Source organism: Chitinimonas viridis (assembly GCF_030409555.1).
GTDB lineage: Bacteria > Pseudomonadota > Gammaproteobacteria > Burkholderiales > Chitinimonadaceae > Chitinimonas > Chitinimonas viridis.
The window spans coordinates 13580-28795 of record NZ_JAUFPU010000018.1 but is presented as its reverse complement, the minus strand read 5'-3'; the positions used below and the strand labels follow the sequence as shown (position 1 = coordinate 28795).

The following is a 15216-nucleotide window of genomic DNA, read 5'->3' as shown; positions in this document are numbered from 1 at the left end:
TGACAGATAGCCGGGGGGGTGCGAGCTGTGACGATGGCGCTGGATTCAGCGCTAGAATCGTCACCTCGCCCGAAGGCTGTCGGGTTTTATTTCACGAGGTGCATGTGTTTCTATCCCGCTTCCAATCCCTTTATGCCGTGACGCTGGCGCTGTTGCTGGCAACCCCGCTGGCCAGCCAGGCGACGACTGTGCGCCTGGAAACCTCGCTGGGCCCGGTGGATATCGAGTTGTATGATGCCGAGGCGCCCAAGACGGTGACCAACTTCCTGGGCTATGTGAAGCGGGGCGATTACAACAGCAGCTTCATGCATCGCAGCGTTCCGGGTTTTGTCGTGCAGGGTGGCGGCTTTGCCTGGCGCAACAGCAGTAACTCCGTGGATGCCATTCCCACCCAACCTGCCGTGGTCAATGAGTTCAGCACTGCCCGCTTGAACAAACGGGGCACAGTGGCCATGGCCAAGCTGGATGGCCAAGCCAATAGCGCCACCTCGCAATGGTTCGTCAACTTGGCTGATAATCCTAGCCTGGATAGCCAGAATGGTGGCTTCACTGTGTTCGGCAAGGTGAAGGACAGCAGCATGGCAGTGATCGATGCCATGGCTAAACTGCAGCGTGTCAACGCAGGCAGCCCCTTCAACGAACTGCCCATTACCAGCATGCCTAGCGGCTATCTGGGCCGCAGCAACCTGGTGATGGTGAACCGGGCAGCGGTCTACGATGCCAACTACGACGCAGACCGGGTGTTCGATTACCTGGAAGCGACCTACCCGCAATATCTTGGCACGGTCAAATCGACCTCGGCTTCGGCGGCGGGCTACTACCTGCGCTACTACCCTGGCAAGGAAGCCTACATTGGTACGGCCAATGGCACGCTGTACTACCTAGTGCCTAGCATCAGCCCCAATGTGGAGTCTTTGGGCTCGATGGCAGACTGGATCAAGGCGGTTGCCGCTGCCGGCTACTGATACCAAGCCGTTTTACCTGCCTGATCGAAAAAAGCCTGCTTTGATGCGGGCTTTTTTCATGCTGCGTGGCAGGTGTGTGGGGACACTAGCAAGGATGACAGGCCATGCGCTGCCGGCTGTAAAACAGCTTGCAAATAGAAATAGTTATCATTATCATAATTTCAACTTGCTCAGTTAGCCCGGCGGTTGCGATCGGGAAGCGAATGGCCATGCTGATTGAGAAGTGCGAGGCGACATCCTGCTGCCTCACAGTAGGTTGCTGCAACGTTTGTCACCACCCAGTACGGACTGAAGGCCCCACTTGTGGGGCCTCTTTTTTTGTCAGCCAGCATTTGAACTGAGTACAACGTAGGGGCGTGGCTGCAATCAGGCGGCGAGTCGCTGGTTCATACGCGGACGTCCTGCGCCAGGGGGCCGGCGCCTGCCCGGTTCGCGATCACCCGGCTATGCCTGGCGTCCATAATGGCGCTCACTCGCCGGGGTGGCGCACACCAATCTGCGCGCGGATGGTGTCCAGGGCCTGTAGGGTGGCCAGGGTGTCCGCCAGGGGCATACGTGGGCTTTCCAGCAAACCCAGGCCCAGGCAGCGGTGGACTTCTTCCAGCTCGTAGCGATAGCCGTTGCCACTGATGGGCACGCTGATTGTGCGCGGGGCTTGTCCTTGCTGCTGCAGGGTCAGTCGCGACGGGCAATAGAACGGTGCATGCAGGCGTAAGGTGCCCTGCGAGCCCAGCAGGATGGCTTCGGTAGGCGAGGGTGCGCGTAGGCTGCACCAGCCGGTGGAGAGTCCGCCACCGGCATGCTGCAGGGTGAAGGCCGTCTGCTCGTCTACGCCGGTCGTGCCCAGTTCGGCCATGCTCTGTATCCGGGCTATCGGGCCCAGGAACAGGCAGGCCAGCGACAAGGGGTAGATGCCGATATCCAGCAGGGCGCCACCGCCCAAGGCTGGGTTGAATACCCGGTGGGTGGGGTCAAACGGTTGCAGGAAGCCAAAGTCCGCGTGCACACCTTGCAACTGGCCTATGGCACCACTTGCCACCAGTGCCTGGGCTTGGGCGATGGCCGGTATGAAACGCATCCACATGGCTTCCATCATGAAGACCTGCCGTTCGCCTGCCAGCGCAATGGCTTGTGCCGCCTGTTGGGCATTGAGGGTGAATGGCTTCTCGCACAGCACGGGCTTGCCTGCGGCGAGGCAAAGTTGCAGGGCGTCAAAATGCTGGGCGTGCGGCGTGGCGATGTAGACAGCGTCCACCGCTGGGTCGGCGACCAGCTCGGCATAGCTGCCGTAGTGGCGTGCGGCGCCAAAGGTCTGGGCAAAGCTGGCAGCCTTGGCCGCCTCGCGCGAGGCGACTGCGTATAGCCTGGCGTCAGCCAGTTCGGCCATTGCCCTGGCCAGCTGGCTTGCAATACCGCCGGTGCCGAGTATGCCCCACTGCAGGATGGTCATGATGTGCTGGAGGTCTGTCTGATGAAAGAGTTCGTCATATCGGTGGGGTATAGCACCTTGCAGTTGAGGCTGCGTTGCAGGGCATACCCAGCGCCTGGGCAGGCGTCACCCACCCTCCATGGCCTGAGTTCATAACCGGCGCTAGGCATGGCTATGGACCCGCAGGAAGGACAGCAGACGGGGGAAGATGTCGGTGGCGACATTCTTGCCCATGAAGATGTCCTGGTGGCCATAGCCGGGGAAGACATGCAGTTGGTGGCGGCCAGGGACGATCTGCTCCAGCCGCTGATGGCAAAGTATGTTGGAATCAGCGAACACCCGGTTCTCCTGCCCCTGTACCAACAGCATGGGGGTGGTGACCTTGCTGGCCTGGGAGAAGTAATTGTCGGGCAGGGCGGCATAGCGTGGATTGCCCGGCTCGAACTTCACTGTGTCGTGGTTGGCGTTCACCATCTTGAGCACATGGCGGTAGTAGTTGACGCTGATGCCGCCAAACAGATCGCCCAGCCTATCGTGGGTCTCCTTGGCCATGTTTTCGTGCATGAACAGGGCAGGTTTGCCGGCGCCCCACATAAAGCTCAGCATATGGCATTCGGACGAATCGCATTCATGGTGGAACCAATCTACCCCCATGGCCAGCAGCTTGCCGGCCGACCAGGCCGGCTGGTGCCGCCAGCGCGGATTGACATATTCCACCCCCAGCAGCCAATCACAGGCAAATGGCCCCAAGCCCAGTTTCAGCTTGGAAAAGGGTGGCACGCGGGCGGTCAGGGCAATGCTGTTGAGGATCACGCTACTGACGCCACCCACCTGGCCGGCGAACAGGCTCATGCCGAAGGTGAGGGCGCCGACGCAGTGCGCGATCACATGGATGCGCTTGTGCGGGCCGACCAGCTGGCGCAGGGTGGCGATGGCAGCGGGGTGGTCATACAGCGCCAGATCGTCCAGGTTGGCGCTGCCCCGGACCAGGTTGTAGGGGAAGCGGTTGCTGCCACGATGATCGAGTGTGAAGACATCCCCATAACCTTGATCCAGCAGGTGCTGCACAAGGTTCTCGTGCTCGGGCATGATGAACATGTCGGACGAAGTGGTCAGGCCGTGGATGATCAGGACCACATCATCGCAACTGGCGCGCTGGAAGCGGGTCAGTGATAGCCCCAAGCCGTCGCCGGTAGTGAAGGCATGCTCGCTGATGCAGGCGCCTTGTACGCCCTCCGTGGTGTAGCGTGGGTAGAGTCGGGGTGCCTCATAGGGCCTGGGTGGCAAGGAGGGGCCGTAGATCTGCCAGAGCGAGCCGGCGAAGAATTCGCCAAAGGCAGCCAGCCCGACCAGGCTGTTGTTGCCTGCTGCATCGGTCGCCCGCACGGTGCGCAGCACCTTGGCAAAATCCACCACACCCAGGCTCAGTATGCCGGTGGCCAGCAGATCGCTCTGCGGCGCCTGCTCGGGCGTGACATGGCCGACAAACAGGTTGGTATAGAGCGTGGTGGTGTCGTGCCACAGGTCAAAACCGAAGTGGTGCTGCACTTCCTTTTCGCCTGCCAGGGTAAAGCGCTCGCCATCCTCGTTGCGGCAATAGACCCGGTAGTTCATGACCTTGCGATCGCGGTCTGCCGTGTTGGGCATCAGCATGAAGCGGCCCGACTCCACCTCGGCCCGGCCACCCACCAGCGGGCCTTCGACATAGCCTGTCAATTGCGCCGCGTGCTCGGCAGTATCGAGAAAGGTTTTCAGGTCATCGACATCGACGTTGACATGCAAAGCCAGCGGCAGGCCCGCAGCGCGACCCTCCTCGAAACCATCGCTGAAGCTGCTGCCGCCCAGGCTGGCGTAGCCGCTCATGGTCTCGGCAAAATGTATGCGTATGCCGCTGAGATGTTCGTTCATGCCTCTCTCCTTCTGTTCTTATGCTTAGGGGCCCTAACCAAACCCGGCTTGGTGGATCGGCAGCGCTTGCTTGCACACCTCGCTACAACAGGCTGTCTGTCGGAGCTTGGCCGGTGATGCCATGGGCTATCCATTCTGACAGCGCGGCAATGGTGGCGGCAGGGTTGGCTCCCAGTGCGGTGGGCATGATGGCGCCATCGGCGACATACAGCCCCTGGTAGCCGAATACCTGGCCTCGATCGGCCTCGGCAGCGCTGACCACGCCGGCCTCAGGGCTATCGGCCAGGGTACAGCCCCCCAAGGGGTGGACGGTAACATTGTTACGCATGGGGCGCAGCCAGGTGGGCAGGGGCAGGAACACCTCACCGCCAATAAAGCGATTGAAGCGCTCCCCCAGCGCCAGGATGGCATCGTATAGCGGCTGGCTGGTCTTTTGCGGCCAGTCCAGGTCCAGGTAGCCGGCCGGGTTCAGCGAGAAACGGCCATCGGCCTGATCCTGGCCCATGCACAGCAATACGGCGCTGTACTGGGTGATATCGTGCTGCAGCAGCCGGTTGAGCAGAAAGCCCACCTGCTGGTTCTTGCGGCCCGGGTAGAGCGAGCAGACGGCTGCCCACGCCACCTGCAGCAGGGCCTTGAACTTGTCCCAGGGGTGCAGTACCGGCTGCAGGGCGGCCATGGCCCAGGCCGCATGGGTGGGGACGCTGGCGTCCTCCAGCAGGAAGGCGCGCTGCGGGTCGTATTGCTCGAACAGATGGTGGTCTGTGTACTGGGTGATGACCGGGCCATAGGTGGAGTTCACCGGTACTTTGCTGTCGAGGGCGAAAGACAGAAAATCGCCGTTGCCGGAAAAACGGTAGCCCAGCCGCTGGCTGATGGCGGGTAGGCTGCGATGGATGTCGCGGCAGCGCAGCAGCAACTCGTTGCTGCCCAAGGTGCCCGCAGAGACGACAACCCGCCGGCTGGTAACGGCGGTCACGGTATCGTGCTCGAAGTCGTCGAAGTACACGCGGTAGCCATGCTCTCCCTTGGCATTGGCATCATCCTCGCCCTGGGCATTGAGCGGCACGATGCGCTGGACCTGTGCCTGGGTCTGCACCTTGGCGCCATGTACGGTACGTGCCACGTGCAGGTAATTGAGGTCGGTGGTGTTCTTGGCATGCACATTGCAGCCTATGTCGCACTCGCCGCAGTAGGTGCAGGAGGTCTGCACCGCGCCGTAGCGGTTGGGCTCCTGCAGGCCTATCTGGGTGGCTTGGGCCTGCTTGCCGTAGCTGTAGCCATTGCCGAAGTACACGGCAATATCGGCCAGCTTGCTGCTGAGCTTCTGCTCGGCGGCAAAGCGCTGAAACTGATGGGTGCGCAGGATAAAGCGGCGGTCGGATTGATCCTGATGGGGAGGGATGATGCGGGCGCCCAGGACCGACTGGGCCACATCGTAATAGGGGGCCAGGGTGGCGAGCTTGAGCTGGCTGGGCCAGTGCTGGTTGAAGGTGTGCTCGGGTGGGCGCAGGAACACATTGGCGTAGATCAGCGAACCGCCGCCCAGACCGGCGCAGGTGACGGTATCCATATGTGCGAAGCTACGCACATCGAACATGCCCAGCAGCCTGCCCTTGGCCACCTTCTGCTTGCGTACATGGCGGGGACGGTTGCCTGCGGCATCATCAGGACACCAGAAGTTATTGGCCAGGTCCGCCGGGCTGCGTGGGAAACTGCCTTGTGGATAAGCCTTGCCGCGCTCCAGCAGCAAGACCTGGCCGGGCCAGCGCTTGCTGAGTCGGGCGCACATCACCGCGCCACCAAAACCACTACCGATAATGATGGCTTCATATTCCGGAGCAAAGGACATGTTGCGGGCTCTCACTGGGTAACAAACTGTGCTGGAGTTTAGTTGAGCCTGGTCAACAAGCCAGCATTAGAAAAGGGTGCCTGATCTGCTAGGATGCAGTGTTTCCCTTGCTTGGCAGGGCGCCTACCCCAACCTCAGTCTGTAACAGCGGTGATGCGCAGGGCCGATGTCGTCCCCGGCCGTGTGGCAATCGAAGGCGCGGGCACTGTTTGCGCCATGCCGCCGGAGGATGACCCCGCGCCCGACGGCCTGGCACCACCAAAGAATATGTCCGTGCACTCCAGCTACCACCGTCCATTCCATAGCGTCCTGCATTGCCTGCTGGTGCTGTGCCTCTGCATGGCAGCGGCCATGGCGGCCGAATCGCCGATGCTGGCCCTGAGCCAGGACGATCCCGATGCGGTACTGCTGACCAGCTATATCGAGGTACTGGAAGACCCTTCGCGCAGCCTGTCACTGATGGATGTACAGCGGCCGGAATACGCTTCGCGTTTCGAGACGCGACCGACGAAGGGCGATGCGCTCAACTTCGGGCTATCGGATTCCGCCTGGTGGCTAAGGGTGAAGCTGCGCAATACAGGCAAGCAGCCGGATGCGCGCCTGCTTGAGATTGCCTACGCCCATCACGAGAAGATCGAGTTCTTCCAGCCGCTGCCTGGGCAGGGATACAGCATGCTTTTGAGCGGCAGCGGGCTGCGCTTTGCCGACAGGCCCTATGCCAACCGCTTTTATGTGCTGCCCCTAACGGTGCCGGCAGGTGCGGAGCAGACCTACTACCTGAAGCTGGAGTCGGAAAGCTCCATGGATATCCCGATCCGGCTATGGCGTAGTGCTGCCTTTGCCGAGCACGAGCGCCGCGATTACATGGGACAGGCCTGGTATTTTGGCATGGTGATGGCCATGGGGCTGTTCAACCTGCTGCTGTTCGTGGCGTTGCGTGACCAGTCCTATCTGCTGTACGTCTGCTTTATCACCAGCGCGGCGATGTCGCTGGCCTGCTACAACGGCGTGGCCTATGAGTTCCTGTGGCCCAATTCCCCCGCCTGGTCAAAGGTGTCGACCATGATAGGGTTCGCCACTACCTGCATCATGTTGCTGCTGTTCATGCGGCGCCTGCTGGAAACCGCCAGGAATGTGCCTGTGCTCGATAAGGTGCTGCTGGGCGTGGTAGGCCTGCATCTGTTGCAGATCATCGGCTTTCTGTACTCCTTCCGCACCACCATCATGCCCGCCATTGCCCTGGATTCGGCGACCATGTTGCTGGTGCTGGCGGTGGGCATCGTGTGCCTGATACGGCAGCAGCGCAGCGCAGCCTATTTTGTGGTGGCCTTCAGCGTGCTGCTGCTGGCGGCCACCATGACGGGCCTGCGCAGCTTTGGCCTGCTGCCCACCAACTTCATCACCGTCAACGGCATGCAGTTTGGCTCTGCCCTGGAGATGCTGCTGCTGGCCTTTGCCCTGGCAGACCGCTTCAACTCTATCCGACTGGAAAAAGAGAAGGCGCAGGCCGAAGCGCTGGCGGTTAACCAGGAGCTGGTTGAGACGCTGCAATCTTCCGAGCGGGTGTTGGAAGAGCGGGTGGAGCAGCGTACACACGAACTGATGGAAGCCAATGACCGCCTGCTGGAACAGGAAGGCGCACTGCGCCGTGCCATGCTGGTGGCAGAGAATGCGTCCAAGCTCAAGAGCGAGTTCCTGGCCAATATGAGCCACGAGATACGCACACCGATGAATGCTGTCATCGGCATGGCTTATCTGGCGCTCAAGACCGAGCTGACGGCCAAGCAGCATGACTATGTGAGCAAGATACACAAGGCGGGCGTGTCGCTGCTGACGGTGCTGAACGACGTGCTGGATTTCACCAAGATCGAGGCCGGCAAGCTGGAGATGGAGAACGTGGAGTTCTCGCTGGACGAAGTGCTGTCCAATGTGGCTACCGTTACCGGCCAGAAGGCGCAGGATAAATCGCTGGAGTACCTGTTCCAGGTACCGCCCAATATCCCCAGGCACCTGGTGGGTGATCCGCTGCGGCTGGGGCAGGTGCTGATCAACCTAGCCAACAATGCCATCAAGTTTACCGAGCGTGGCGAAATACACCTGAGCTGCCGGTTGGTCTCTCACCATGCGGGCGGCGTGACGCTGGAGTTTGCCGTGCGTGACTCGGGTATAGGCATGACGCCGCAGCAGGCGGCCCAGCTGTTTCAGCCCTTTACCCAGGCTGATGGCTCGACCACCCGCAAATATGGCGGCACGGGCCTGGGGCTGACCATCTGCAAGCGGCTGGTGAACATGATGGGTGGCGAGATACGCTTGGAGAGCGAGGTGGGCATAGGCTCCACCTTCCGTTTTACCGCCAGCTTCGGCATTGCCCGCGACACCAAGCCGGCGCCATCTGCCCGACCTGTGGCCTTGCAAGGCTTGCGCGCGCTGGTGGCAGACGACAATCCGGTGGCATGCGAGATATTGGCCGATGCCTTGCTTAACCTCTCGATAGGCGCCGATACGGCTCGTGATGGCGCAGAGGCCTTGCTGGCCATCCATGATGCCGATGCGGATGAACCCTATGACGTGGTGTTCTGCGACTGGAAGATGCCGAGGCTGGACGGGATAGAGGTGGCGGAGGCCTTGAACCGGGCCCAGCTACGCCATCCGCCGAAGTTTGTCTTGGTGACGGCGTTCGGCCGCGAGGAAGTACGCCAGCACGCCGAGGCCGCGGCGGTGGACGGCTTCCTGCTCAAACCCATCAATCTATCCAGCCTGGTGGACACCCTGATGCCGCTGTTTGATTCGGCGGATCAGCGCAATTTCAAGCCGGCAGCGGCCGATGGCCTGCCCCGCTGGCCCGGCTTCAAGGTGCTGCTGGCCGAGGACAACGAAATCAACCAGCAGATCGCGGTGGAGTTGCTGCAGACCGAAGGCTTTGTGGTGGATATCGCCGGCACCGGCCGCGAGGCGCTGACGCTATTGCATGCGCACCCGGCCGATTATTACAGCCTGGTCCTGATGGACGTGCAGATGCCGGAGATGGATGGCCATGAGGCCACCATCAAGATACGCCAGGAGGCCCGCTTTAATCGCTTGCCTGTCTTGGCGATGACGGCCCACGCCCTGGTGGAGGAGCGGGAACGCTGCCTGCGGGAGGGCATGCAGGACTGCATCACCAAGCCGGTCGACCCGGACATGATGTTTCGTACCATCGCCCAGTGGCTGACCCCAGGCGTTGCGGTGCCTGCACAGAGCTTGGCCAGCAGCACTGCTGCTACCGAAGCCGCAGCGCCCGTGGGCGAGGCGGTGGTACAGCTGTTGGGCTTTGATACTGCCACCGCGTTGGAGCGCATGGGCGGCAGGGTGGAGTTCTATCACCGCATGCTGGCCAAACTGCCCTCTGCTCTGAAGCATACGGTGGCCGACCTGGAAGCCGCCTTGCGGGACGGGGACCGGGCGACGGCAGAGCGCCTGGCACATACCACGCTGGGTGTGGCCGGCAATATCGGTGCGGTGGAACTGGCCGAGCTGGCAGCCCAGATGGAGTCGGCATTGCGCAAGGGCTCCGAGACGCCTACCTTGCTGCTGGCGTTTGAAGCCGCCATTGATAGTGCTTTGGCGCAGGTGGAGCAGCACTTTCCGGCAGCCTAGCTGCGCGTACAACACCCTGCTGGTGCCCACTGCCCCCGGCGCTGGCTGCTGCGAACGCCCGCGCCAGGCCAGCATCGCCAAGCCCTCATGCCTTGCAGCCGGCCTGCGCACTGGCGAGACCTGGCCCCGCTAGTGGCGGGGGCCAGCATGTTGAGGCGCAGTGCTTGGCTGGCGCTACAAGCGCGCTACGGCACCTTGAAGTAGTTGACCTGCGCCGCCCCTCGGTATCACACTGTATGTACCTTTCATCCACCACAGGAGCACAGCGCCATGAAGACATTTGACCTTGCCCTCCTGTCGGCCACTGCCTGAGCCTAGCCTCACCCCTGTTTTGCCTGCCTGCCGGTATGTACTGAATCACCGGTTGGTCTGTGTTCCAAGTCGTTTGTAAGCCAGGTGCGTTGGCGCCCGCGTGTTGTGTGGCCGACTTCCGCTCTTCTTTGTGCTGCCGGTCTATAGGCTGGCGGCGTCGTGCGCGGCTGCACGCAACAAGACCTGGAATACAACGACATCATGATCGAATTCGATTTCGAAACCCTGCGTCAGATTGGCCTTACCCCGCAACTCGCCAGCCAGCTGGCATTCCTGCCCCCGGCAGCGCCGGGTAGTTGTTTGATGCGCATTACCGAAGTACAACGCGACCTGCTGCAGGTGCATGACGGTGTGGCAGAACACACTGCCCGTGCCTTGCCCGCCCTGGTCAATCTACTGCAGGAGCAGGGCACGGGCCTGGCGGTGGGGGATTGGGTGGTGGTCGCGCCGCATGCCCACGGCGAGTGGTGGATAGCCCAGCAGCTGCCGCCCTTTACTCACCTGGCCCGACGCGCCAACGATGGCAGGCGGCAACCGCTGGCCAGCAATATCGATACCGCCCTGCTGGTCATGGGCCTGGATCACGACTACAACCTGCGGCGCATGGAGCGCTATCTGGCGCTGGTGCAGGCCAGCGGCGTGATGGGCGTGGTGGTGCTGACCAAGGCAGATATCGGCGATGCCGTAGAGGCACGTATGGCCGAGGTGCACCAGCGGCTACCTCGCAATATCCCGGCCTATGCCGTCAATGCCCTTTCACCCGATACGGTGGCTGACCTAGCACCGTGGCTGGCGCCGGGGCAGACGCTGGTATTGCTGGGTTCCTCGGGCGCGGGCAAGTCCACCCTGACCAATACCCTGAGCGGCAGTGCAAGCCAGCTGACGGGCGATGTGCGGCGGGGGGATGGCCGAGGCCGCCATACCACCACGGCCCGTTCACTACACCTATGCCCATCGGGCGTCTGCATCATCGACACCCCCGGTCTACGCACCTGGCGGCCTGATGCGGATGAGGAGAGCCTGGCGGCGACCTTCGAAGATATCGAGGCGCTGGCGGTGCATTGTCATTTCCGTGATTGCCAGCATGAGGATGAGCCTGGTTGCGCGGTGCGTGGGGTGGTGCCGGAAGACCGGCTGCTGAACTACCACAAGCTGTTACGCGAGGTGCGCCGCAGCCAGCAGACACCGCTGGAGCGCAAGGCCATGCAGGCCAAGTGGAAGGTGATAGGCAAGGCAGGCAAGGCGCGCTCCAACGAGAAGCGGAGGTTTTGAGATGGAAGACCTGCAGAACACGTCGCTGGATTTACGGGTGATGCACGCCACCCCATCTGATCGTCTGCCGCTCCAGCACATGCTGGAGCTTTACCAGCACGATCTGTCCGAATACTGGGACATGGAGCTGGACGAGCATGGTCTGTATGGCTACAAGCTGGATGCCTATTGGCTGCACGCCAATTATCACCCCTTTGTGTTCAGGGTGAATGGGCGCTATGCCGGCTTTGCACTGGTAAACGACATAGTCTGCCGGCCGGATAGCCAATACTGGATGGCGCAGTACTTTGTGCTGCGCCGCTATCGCGGCCGGGGTCTGGCGCAGCATGCGGCCCTGCAGGTTTTTGATACCTTGCCAGGTAGGTGGGAGGTGGCGCAGGTGCCGCGCAATCTGCCGGCACAGGCCTTTTGGCCCAAAGTCATTGCCGGCTATACGGGCAATGACTTTGAAGTGGCGCGGTGGCAGGATGGCCCTTGGGAAGGGCCGATGCAGTGCTTTGATAATCGCGGCCGCGCCAGCTACCCGCTGGCCTTAGACTGAGCGCCGTCCGGCAGTCAGTCTGCGGTCTGGGTGTGGCTAGCCACACCATCATCTGTCGCCTGGGGGGCAGTAGCCACCCGGTTGCGGCCTTCATGCTTGGCATCGTAGAGCGCTGCGTCGGCGGCGTGCAACACGTCGTCGAGGTGGTGACCATGCTCGGGGAACACGGCAATACCGATGGAGACCGTCAGCGCCAGTTGCTTGTCGCGGTAGGGCACCCGCAACTGCTCAACCTGCTGGCGTAGCTGCTCGGCGCGCTGGCGGGTGGCATTCAGGGTGGCGCCGGATAGCAGGATGGTGAACTCTTCACCGCCGTAGCGGCACGCAATGTCACCCGCCCGCAAACTGCCTTTCAGCAGGCCGGCAAAGGCGCGCAATACCTCGTCGCCCACTTCGTGGCCATAGGTGTCGTTGATCATCTTGAAATGATCCAGGTCCAGCATCATCAAGCCGACCGTGCGATTGTTGCGGCGTGAGCGGCGCTCGGCTTCTTCCAGCGCCCCATCCAGGTAGCGGCGGTTATACAGACCGGTCAGGGGGTCGTGGGTGGCCTCGTTGAATAGTGCTTCGCGGGTCTTCAGGCTCACCAGGGCCAGGGCGGCGCGCTTGGCAACGCCATCCAGAAAGGCCGGATCGTGCAGGCCACGCGGGTGGCGCAGGTGCAGTAGGCCCAAGGTCTCGCCATTGCCTATCAGGGGCACGCACACATGGTCGCTGTGGTCGCTGACATGCTGGCAGTGCAGATTCTGCTGCAAGGGGTCGGCCGGGTGTATCTGGCCGCGCCGCAGTGCCCAGCAACTGCCGGGCGGGAAGGTTTTCTCCACCTCGGGCATATTGCCCCAGCTGCTTTCCTCGGTGACCAGGCCGGCCTCCTCGTCCATCAGGTAGATGGCACCGGTAGCGGCTTCCAGATAGCCGGCCGAGAAGTTGCTCAAGACCTGGGCCAACTCGTTCACCGAGACACAGCTTTGCATCAGGTCGCCCATCTTGTTCAACTGCTCTATCTCGGTAGAGCGGGCGGCTTGCTGCCGCAAGGATTCCTCCAGCTTGCGGTTGACCACCTGCAGCTCGGACTGCATGCGCTGGCGATCGGCCACCTCACCCTGTAAGCGGGTATTGGTCTCGGCCAGCTGGGCCGTGCGCTCCGCCACCATGGCTTCCAGATTGTCGGACAGCTGGCGCAGGCGTTCTTCGCTGGTCTTGAGCTCCAGCTCCTTGTCCCTGCGGGCCGCAATCTCCTCTGATAGCTTGAGATTGGCTTCGGTCAACTGCCTGGGGCTGGGCAGGGCGAGCACCCGCGGGATCAGGCGCCACAGCGCGTAGGCGGTAAACAGCGAGATGATGGCGGTGAATACCCTTGCCCAGGCATCTATCCAGTAGATGGGGTACCAGATGCTGATGAGATCGAGGAAGTGGGTAGTGCCGCAGGCCAGGATGAAGGCAGCAAACAGCAGCATGACCTGATTGAAGTGCAGGTCCGCACGCTTGCGGGCAATGGTGATCAGCGCCATCGGTATGCTGAAGTAGGCCATGCCTATGGCTGCATCGGAGAGCACCATGGTCCATAGCAAGCCGGGCGACCATGCAAAGCAATAGCCATGGGGGATGAAACCCTGGCCTATGAGCAGTTGGGTCAGATTGTCCAGCATGGGCACCTCCGCCATTCCGGATAGTCGCTACGCTGGTGCGAGCGGCGGGATGGCTATTATTAGTATTCTATGATTTTTTAACTAACGTGGGGTTCCAACATTGCGCTTGTGAATGACGCACAGAATGAGCCTAGCTGGCCGGCGCCTGTGAGGCCAGCCCTTATTTCTGGCGTGTGCCTGTACCGTCGACTATCAGTGGGGCGTGGAGGTCACGGGCTTGCCAATCGGTGTGGGTTAGCGCGGTCAGCACATGATCACGCCAGATACCGTCTATCAGAAGGTAGTCGGGTGCGTAGCCTTCGTGCTTGAACCCCAGCTTGGCCAGTACCCGGGCACTGCGTTCGTTGTCGGGCAGATGGTTGGCGGCGACGCGGTGCAGGTTGAAGTCATCGAACAACCAGTCCAGCGCCAGCCTGAGCGCATGCACCATGCGGCCCTTGCCCCATTCCGATTGCGCCAGCGAATAGCCGAGGGTGGCGCCGTAGTGCGGGTAGCCTGAGATGTTGGTGAAATTGACAGTGCCGATGACGGTACGGTTGTCGGCATCGAACACAAACAGGCAGGCACTACGTCCTTCCTCCAGCTGGTTGCGGTGCATGGCCAGTCGCATATGACAAGACTCCAGGGTATAGAAGTTGTCGGGCCGGCGTGGCTCAACCGGGCCAAAGGCCGTGCGGTTGGCCTGGAAGAACGCCAGTATGGCGGGGGCGTCGCTGGCCTGGCCCTGGCGGACCACCAGGGTGCCATCGCGTAAGTCGGGGCTGTGTCTGTGCATGATGGAGCGAACCAGTGCGGCTGGGTATAGGTTGACGATAGTGCAAAAGACAACGCCCGGCAGGGCCGGGCGTCGCGACAGCAGGGAAACAGCGAAGCTGTTACCGCTTCATGTTCAGGCTGCTGTCCTGGCTGGCAAACCAGGCCGACAGATTGTCGATATCGGCCTTGGTCAGGGTTTTGACCATGCCGGCCATGATGGCGTTGTTGCGCACGCCGTTCTGATATTGCTTGAGCGAATGCTTCAGGTAGTCGGCATGCTGGCCGGCCAGCACCGGGTATTGCGGATTGGTGCTCTTGCCATCCACATTGTGGCAGGCAGCACAGAGCTGCTCGGACTTGGTACGGCCAGCGGCCAGGTCTGCGGCTTGTGCCGACAGTGCCAGGCCCGCCAGGGCGGCCACGGTATAACGTAGTGCGTTCATCGGGCTCCCCTTATTTCTTCTGCGCAGCGTAGTAGGCGGCGAGGTCGGCAATATCCTGTTCGGACAACTGCACGGCTATGCCATTCATGGTGGGATGCTTGCGGGCACCCGTCTTGTAGCCTTGCAGCGCCGCCGCGAGGTATTCGGCATGCTGGCCACCTATCTTGGGCACATGATAGACATCCGGGAAGGCGGTCTTGTAGCCAGGAATGCCGTGGCAGCCTATGCACATTGAGTTCTTCTTGGCGCCGTTGGCCGCATTGCCAGCGGCATGCGAGGCCAGCGGCAAGGCCAGCAGGCCCAGTAGCAGCCAGGTTGCGTTGTACTTCATGTCACCTCCCATATTGGTATCTTGCTTCGACGGGGGAGTCGTCGAAATCCGCAGCATTGTAACGACGGGGCGGCTACCCTGCCAGTCAAGCCCGCTGCTTTATTAGGCAAGGGTGTCTGGGC

General features: G+C 61.7%; 11 protein-coding genes. 4 read left to right on the top strand and 7 right to left on the bottom strand.

Features of this window, described 5'->3' with window-relative positions; translation table 11 throughout:
• Positions 1 to 104: 104 nt before the first annotated feature.
• A complete protein-coding gene (locus QWZ03_RS13385; RefSeq protein WP_290333176.1) occupies positions 105 to 965 on the top strand; it encodes a peptidylprolyl isomerase in 861 nt (286 codons plus the stop codon).
• 469 nt (positions 966 to 1434) lie between these two features.
• On the opposite strand, the gene QWZ03_RS13380 is transcribed toward QWZ03_RS13385, so the two are convergent.
• The 3 genes from QWZ03_RS13380 to QWZ03_RS13370 form a co-directional block, all read right to left on the bottom strand.
• On the bottom strand, positions 1435 to 2415 hold the full coding sequence (locus QWZ03_RS13380; RefSeq protein ID WP_308447566.1) for a Gfo/Idh/MocA family protein: 981 nt from the start codon (positions 2413 to 2415) through the stop codon (positions 1435 to 1437).
• Between the two features lie 141 nt (positions 2416 to 2556).
• The gene (locus QWZ03_RS13375) at positions 2557 to 4302 is read right to left on the bottom strand and encodes an alpha/beta fold hydrolase (protein WP_290333175.1); all 1746 of its coding nucleotides are present in this window, start codon (positions 4300 to 4302) and stop codon (positions 2557 to 2559) included.
• 82 nt (positions 4303 to 4384) lie between these two features.
• Positions 4385 to 6154, bottom strand: a complete 1770-nt coding sequence (locus QWZ03_RS13370; RefSeq protein WP_290333174.1) for a GMC family oxidoreductase N-terminal domain-containing protein — start codon at positions 6152 to 6154, stop codon at positions 4385 to 4387.
• Positions 6155 to 6421: 267 nt separating this feature from the next.
• Here QWZ03_RS13370 and QWZ03_RS13365 point away from each other — a divergent pair, with 267 nt between their 5' ends.
• From QWZ03_RS13365 to QWZ03_RS13355, 3 genes are all read left to right on the top strand, one after another.
• Positions 6422 to 9790, top strand: a complete 3369-nt coding sequence (locus QWZ03_RS13365) for a hybrid sensor histidine kinase/response regulator (protein WP_290333173.1) — start codon at positions 6422 to 6424, stop codon at positions 9788 to 9790.
• Between the two features lie 471 nt (positions 9791 to 10261).
• Positions 10262 to 11374 (top strand): ribosome small subunit-dependent GTPase A, encoded by a 1113-nt coding sequence (rsgA, locus tag QWZ03_RS13360; protein ID WP_290333172.1) that lies wholly within the window; start codon positions 10262 to 10264, stop codon positions 11372 to 11374.
• Between the two features lies 1 nt (position 11375).
• On the top strand, positions 11376 to 11915 hold the full coding sequence (locus tag QWZ03_RS13355; RefSeq protein WP_290333171.1) for a GNAT family N-acetyltransferase: 540 nt from the start codon (positions 11376 to 11378) through the stop codon (positions 11913 to 11915).
• A 14-nt stretch (positions 11916 to 11929) separates the two neighbouring features.
• On the opposite strand, the gene QWZ03_RS13350 is transcribed toward QWZ03_RS13355, so the two are convergent.
• From QWZ03_RS13350 to QWZ03_RS13335, 4 genes are all read right to left on the bottom strand, one after another.
• Positions 11930 to 13564, bottom strand: a complete 1635-nt coding sequence (locus QWZ03_RS13350) for a diguanylate cyclase (protein ID WP_290333170.1) — start codon at positions 13562 to 13564, stop codon at positions 11930 to 11932.
• 160 nt (positions 13565 to 13724) lie between these two features.
• Positions 13725 to 14339, bottom strand: a complete 615-nt coding sequence (locus QWZ03_RS13345; protein WP_290333169.1) for a GNAT family N-acetyltransferase — start codon at positions 14337 to 14339, stop codon at positions 13725 to 13727.
• A 100-nt stretch (positions 14340 to 14439) separates the two neighbouring features.
• Positions 14440 to 14763 carry a c-type cytochrome gene (locus QWZ03_RS13340; protein ID WP_284194787.1) on the bottom strand — a complete coding sequence of 108 codons (324 nt, stop codon included), beginning with the start codon at positions 14761 to 14763 and terminating at the stop codon, positions 14440 to 14442.
• Between the two features lie 10 nt (positions 14764 to 14773).
• The gene (locus tag QWZ03_RS13335) at positions 14774 to 15094 is read right to left on the bottom strand and encodes a c-type cytochrome (RefSeq protein ID WP_284194786.1); all 321 of its coding nucleotides are present in this window, start codon (positions 15092 to 15094) and stop codon (positions 14774 to 14776) included.
• Between the last annotated feature and the right edge of the window lie 122 nt (positions 15095 to 15216).

Excerpts from the sequence above, each read along its gene's own strand:
- QWZ03_RS13335 (WP_284194786.1), bottom strand. The coding sequence starts at position 15,094 with ATGAAGTACAACGCAACCTGGCTGCTACTGGGCCTGCTGGCCTTGCCG.
- QWZ03_RS13340 (WP_284194787.1), bottom strand. The coding sequence starts at position 14,763 with ATGAACGCACTACGTTATACCGTGGCCGCCCTGGCGGGCCTGGCACTG.
- QWZ03_RS13380 (WP_308447566.1), bottom strand. The coding sequence starts at position 2,415 with ATGACCATCCTGCAGTGGGGCATACTCGGCACCGGCGGTATTGCAAGC.
- QWZ03_RS13370 (WP_290333174.1), bottom strand. The coding sequence starts at position 6,154 with ATGTCCTTTGCTCCGGAATATGAAGCCATCATTATCGGTAGTGGTTTT.
- QWZ03_RS13355 (WP_290333171.1), top strand. The coding sequence starts at position 11,376 with ATGGAAGACCTGCAGAACACGTCGCTGGATTTACGGGTGATGCACGCC.
- QWZ03_RS13365 (WP_290333173.1), top strand. The coding sequence starts at position 6,422 with ATGTCCGTGCACTCCAGCTACCACCGTCCATTCCATAGCGTCCTGCAT.
- QWZ03_RS13375 (WP_290333175.1), bottom strand. The coding sequence starts at position 4,302 with ATGAACGAACATCTCAGCGGCATACGCATACATTTTGCCGAGACCATG.
- QWZ03_RS13345 (WP_290333169.1), bottom strand. The coding sequence starts at position 14,339 with ATGCACAGACACAGCCCCGACTTACGCGATGGCACCCTGGTGGTCCGC.
- QWZ03_RS13350 (WP_290333170.1), bottom strand. The coding sequence starts at position 13,564 with ATGCTGGACAATCTGACCCAACTGCTCATAGGCCAGGGTTTCATCCCC.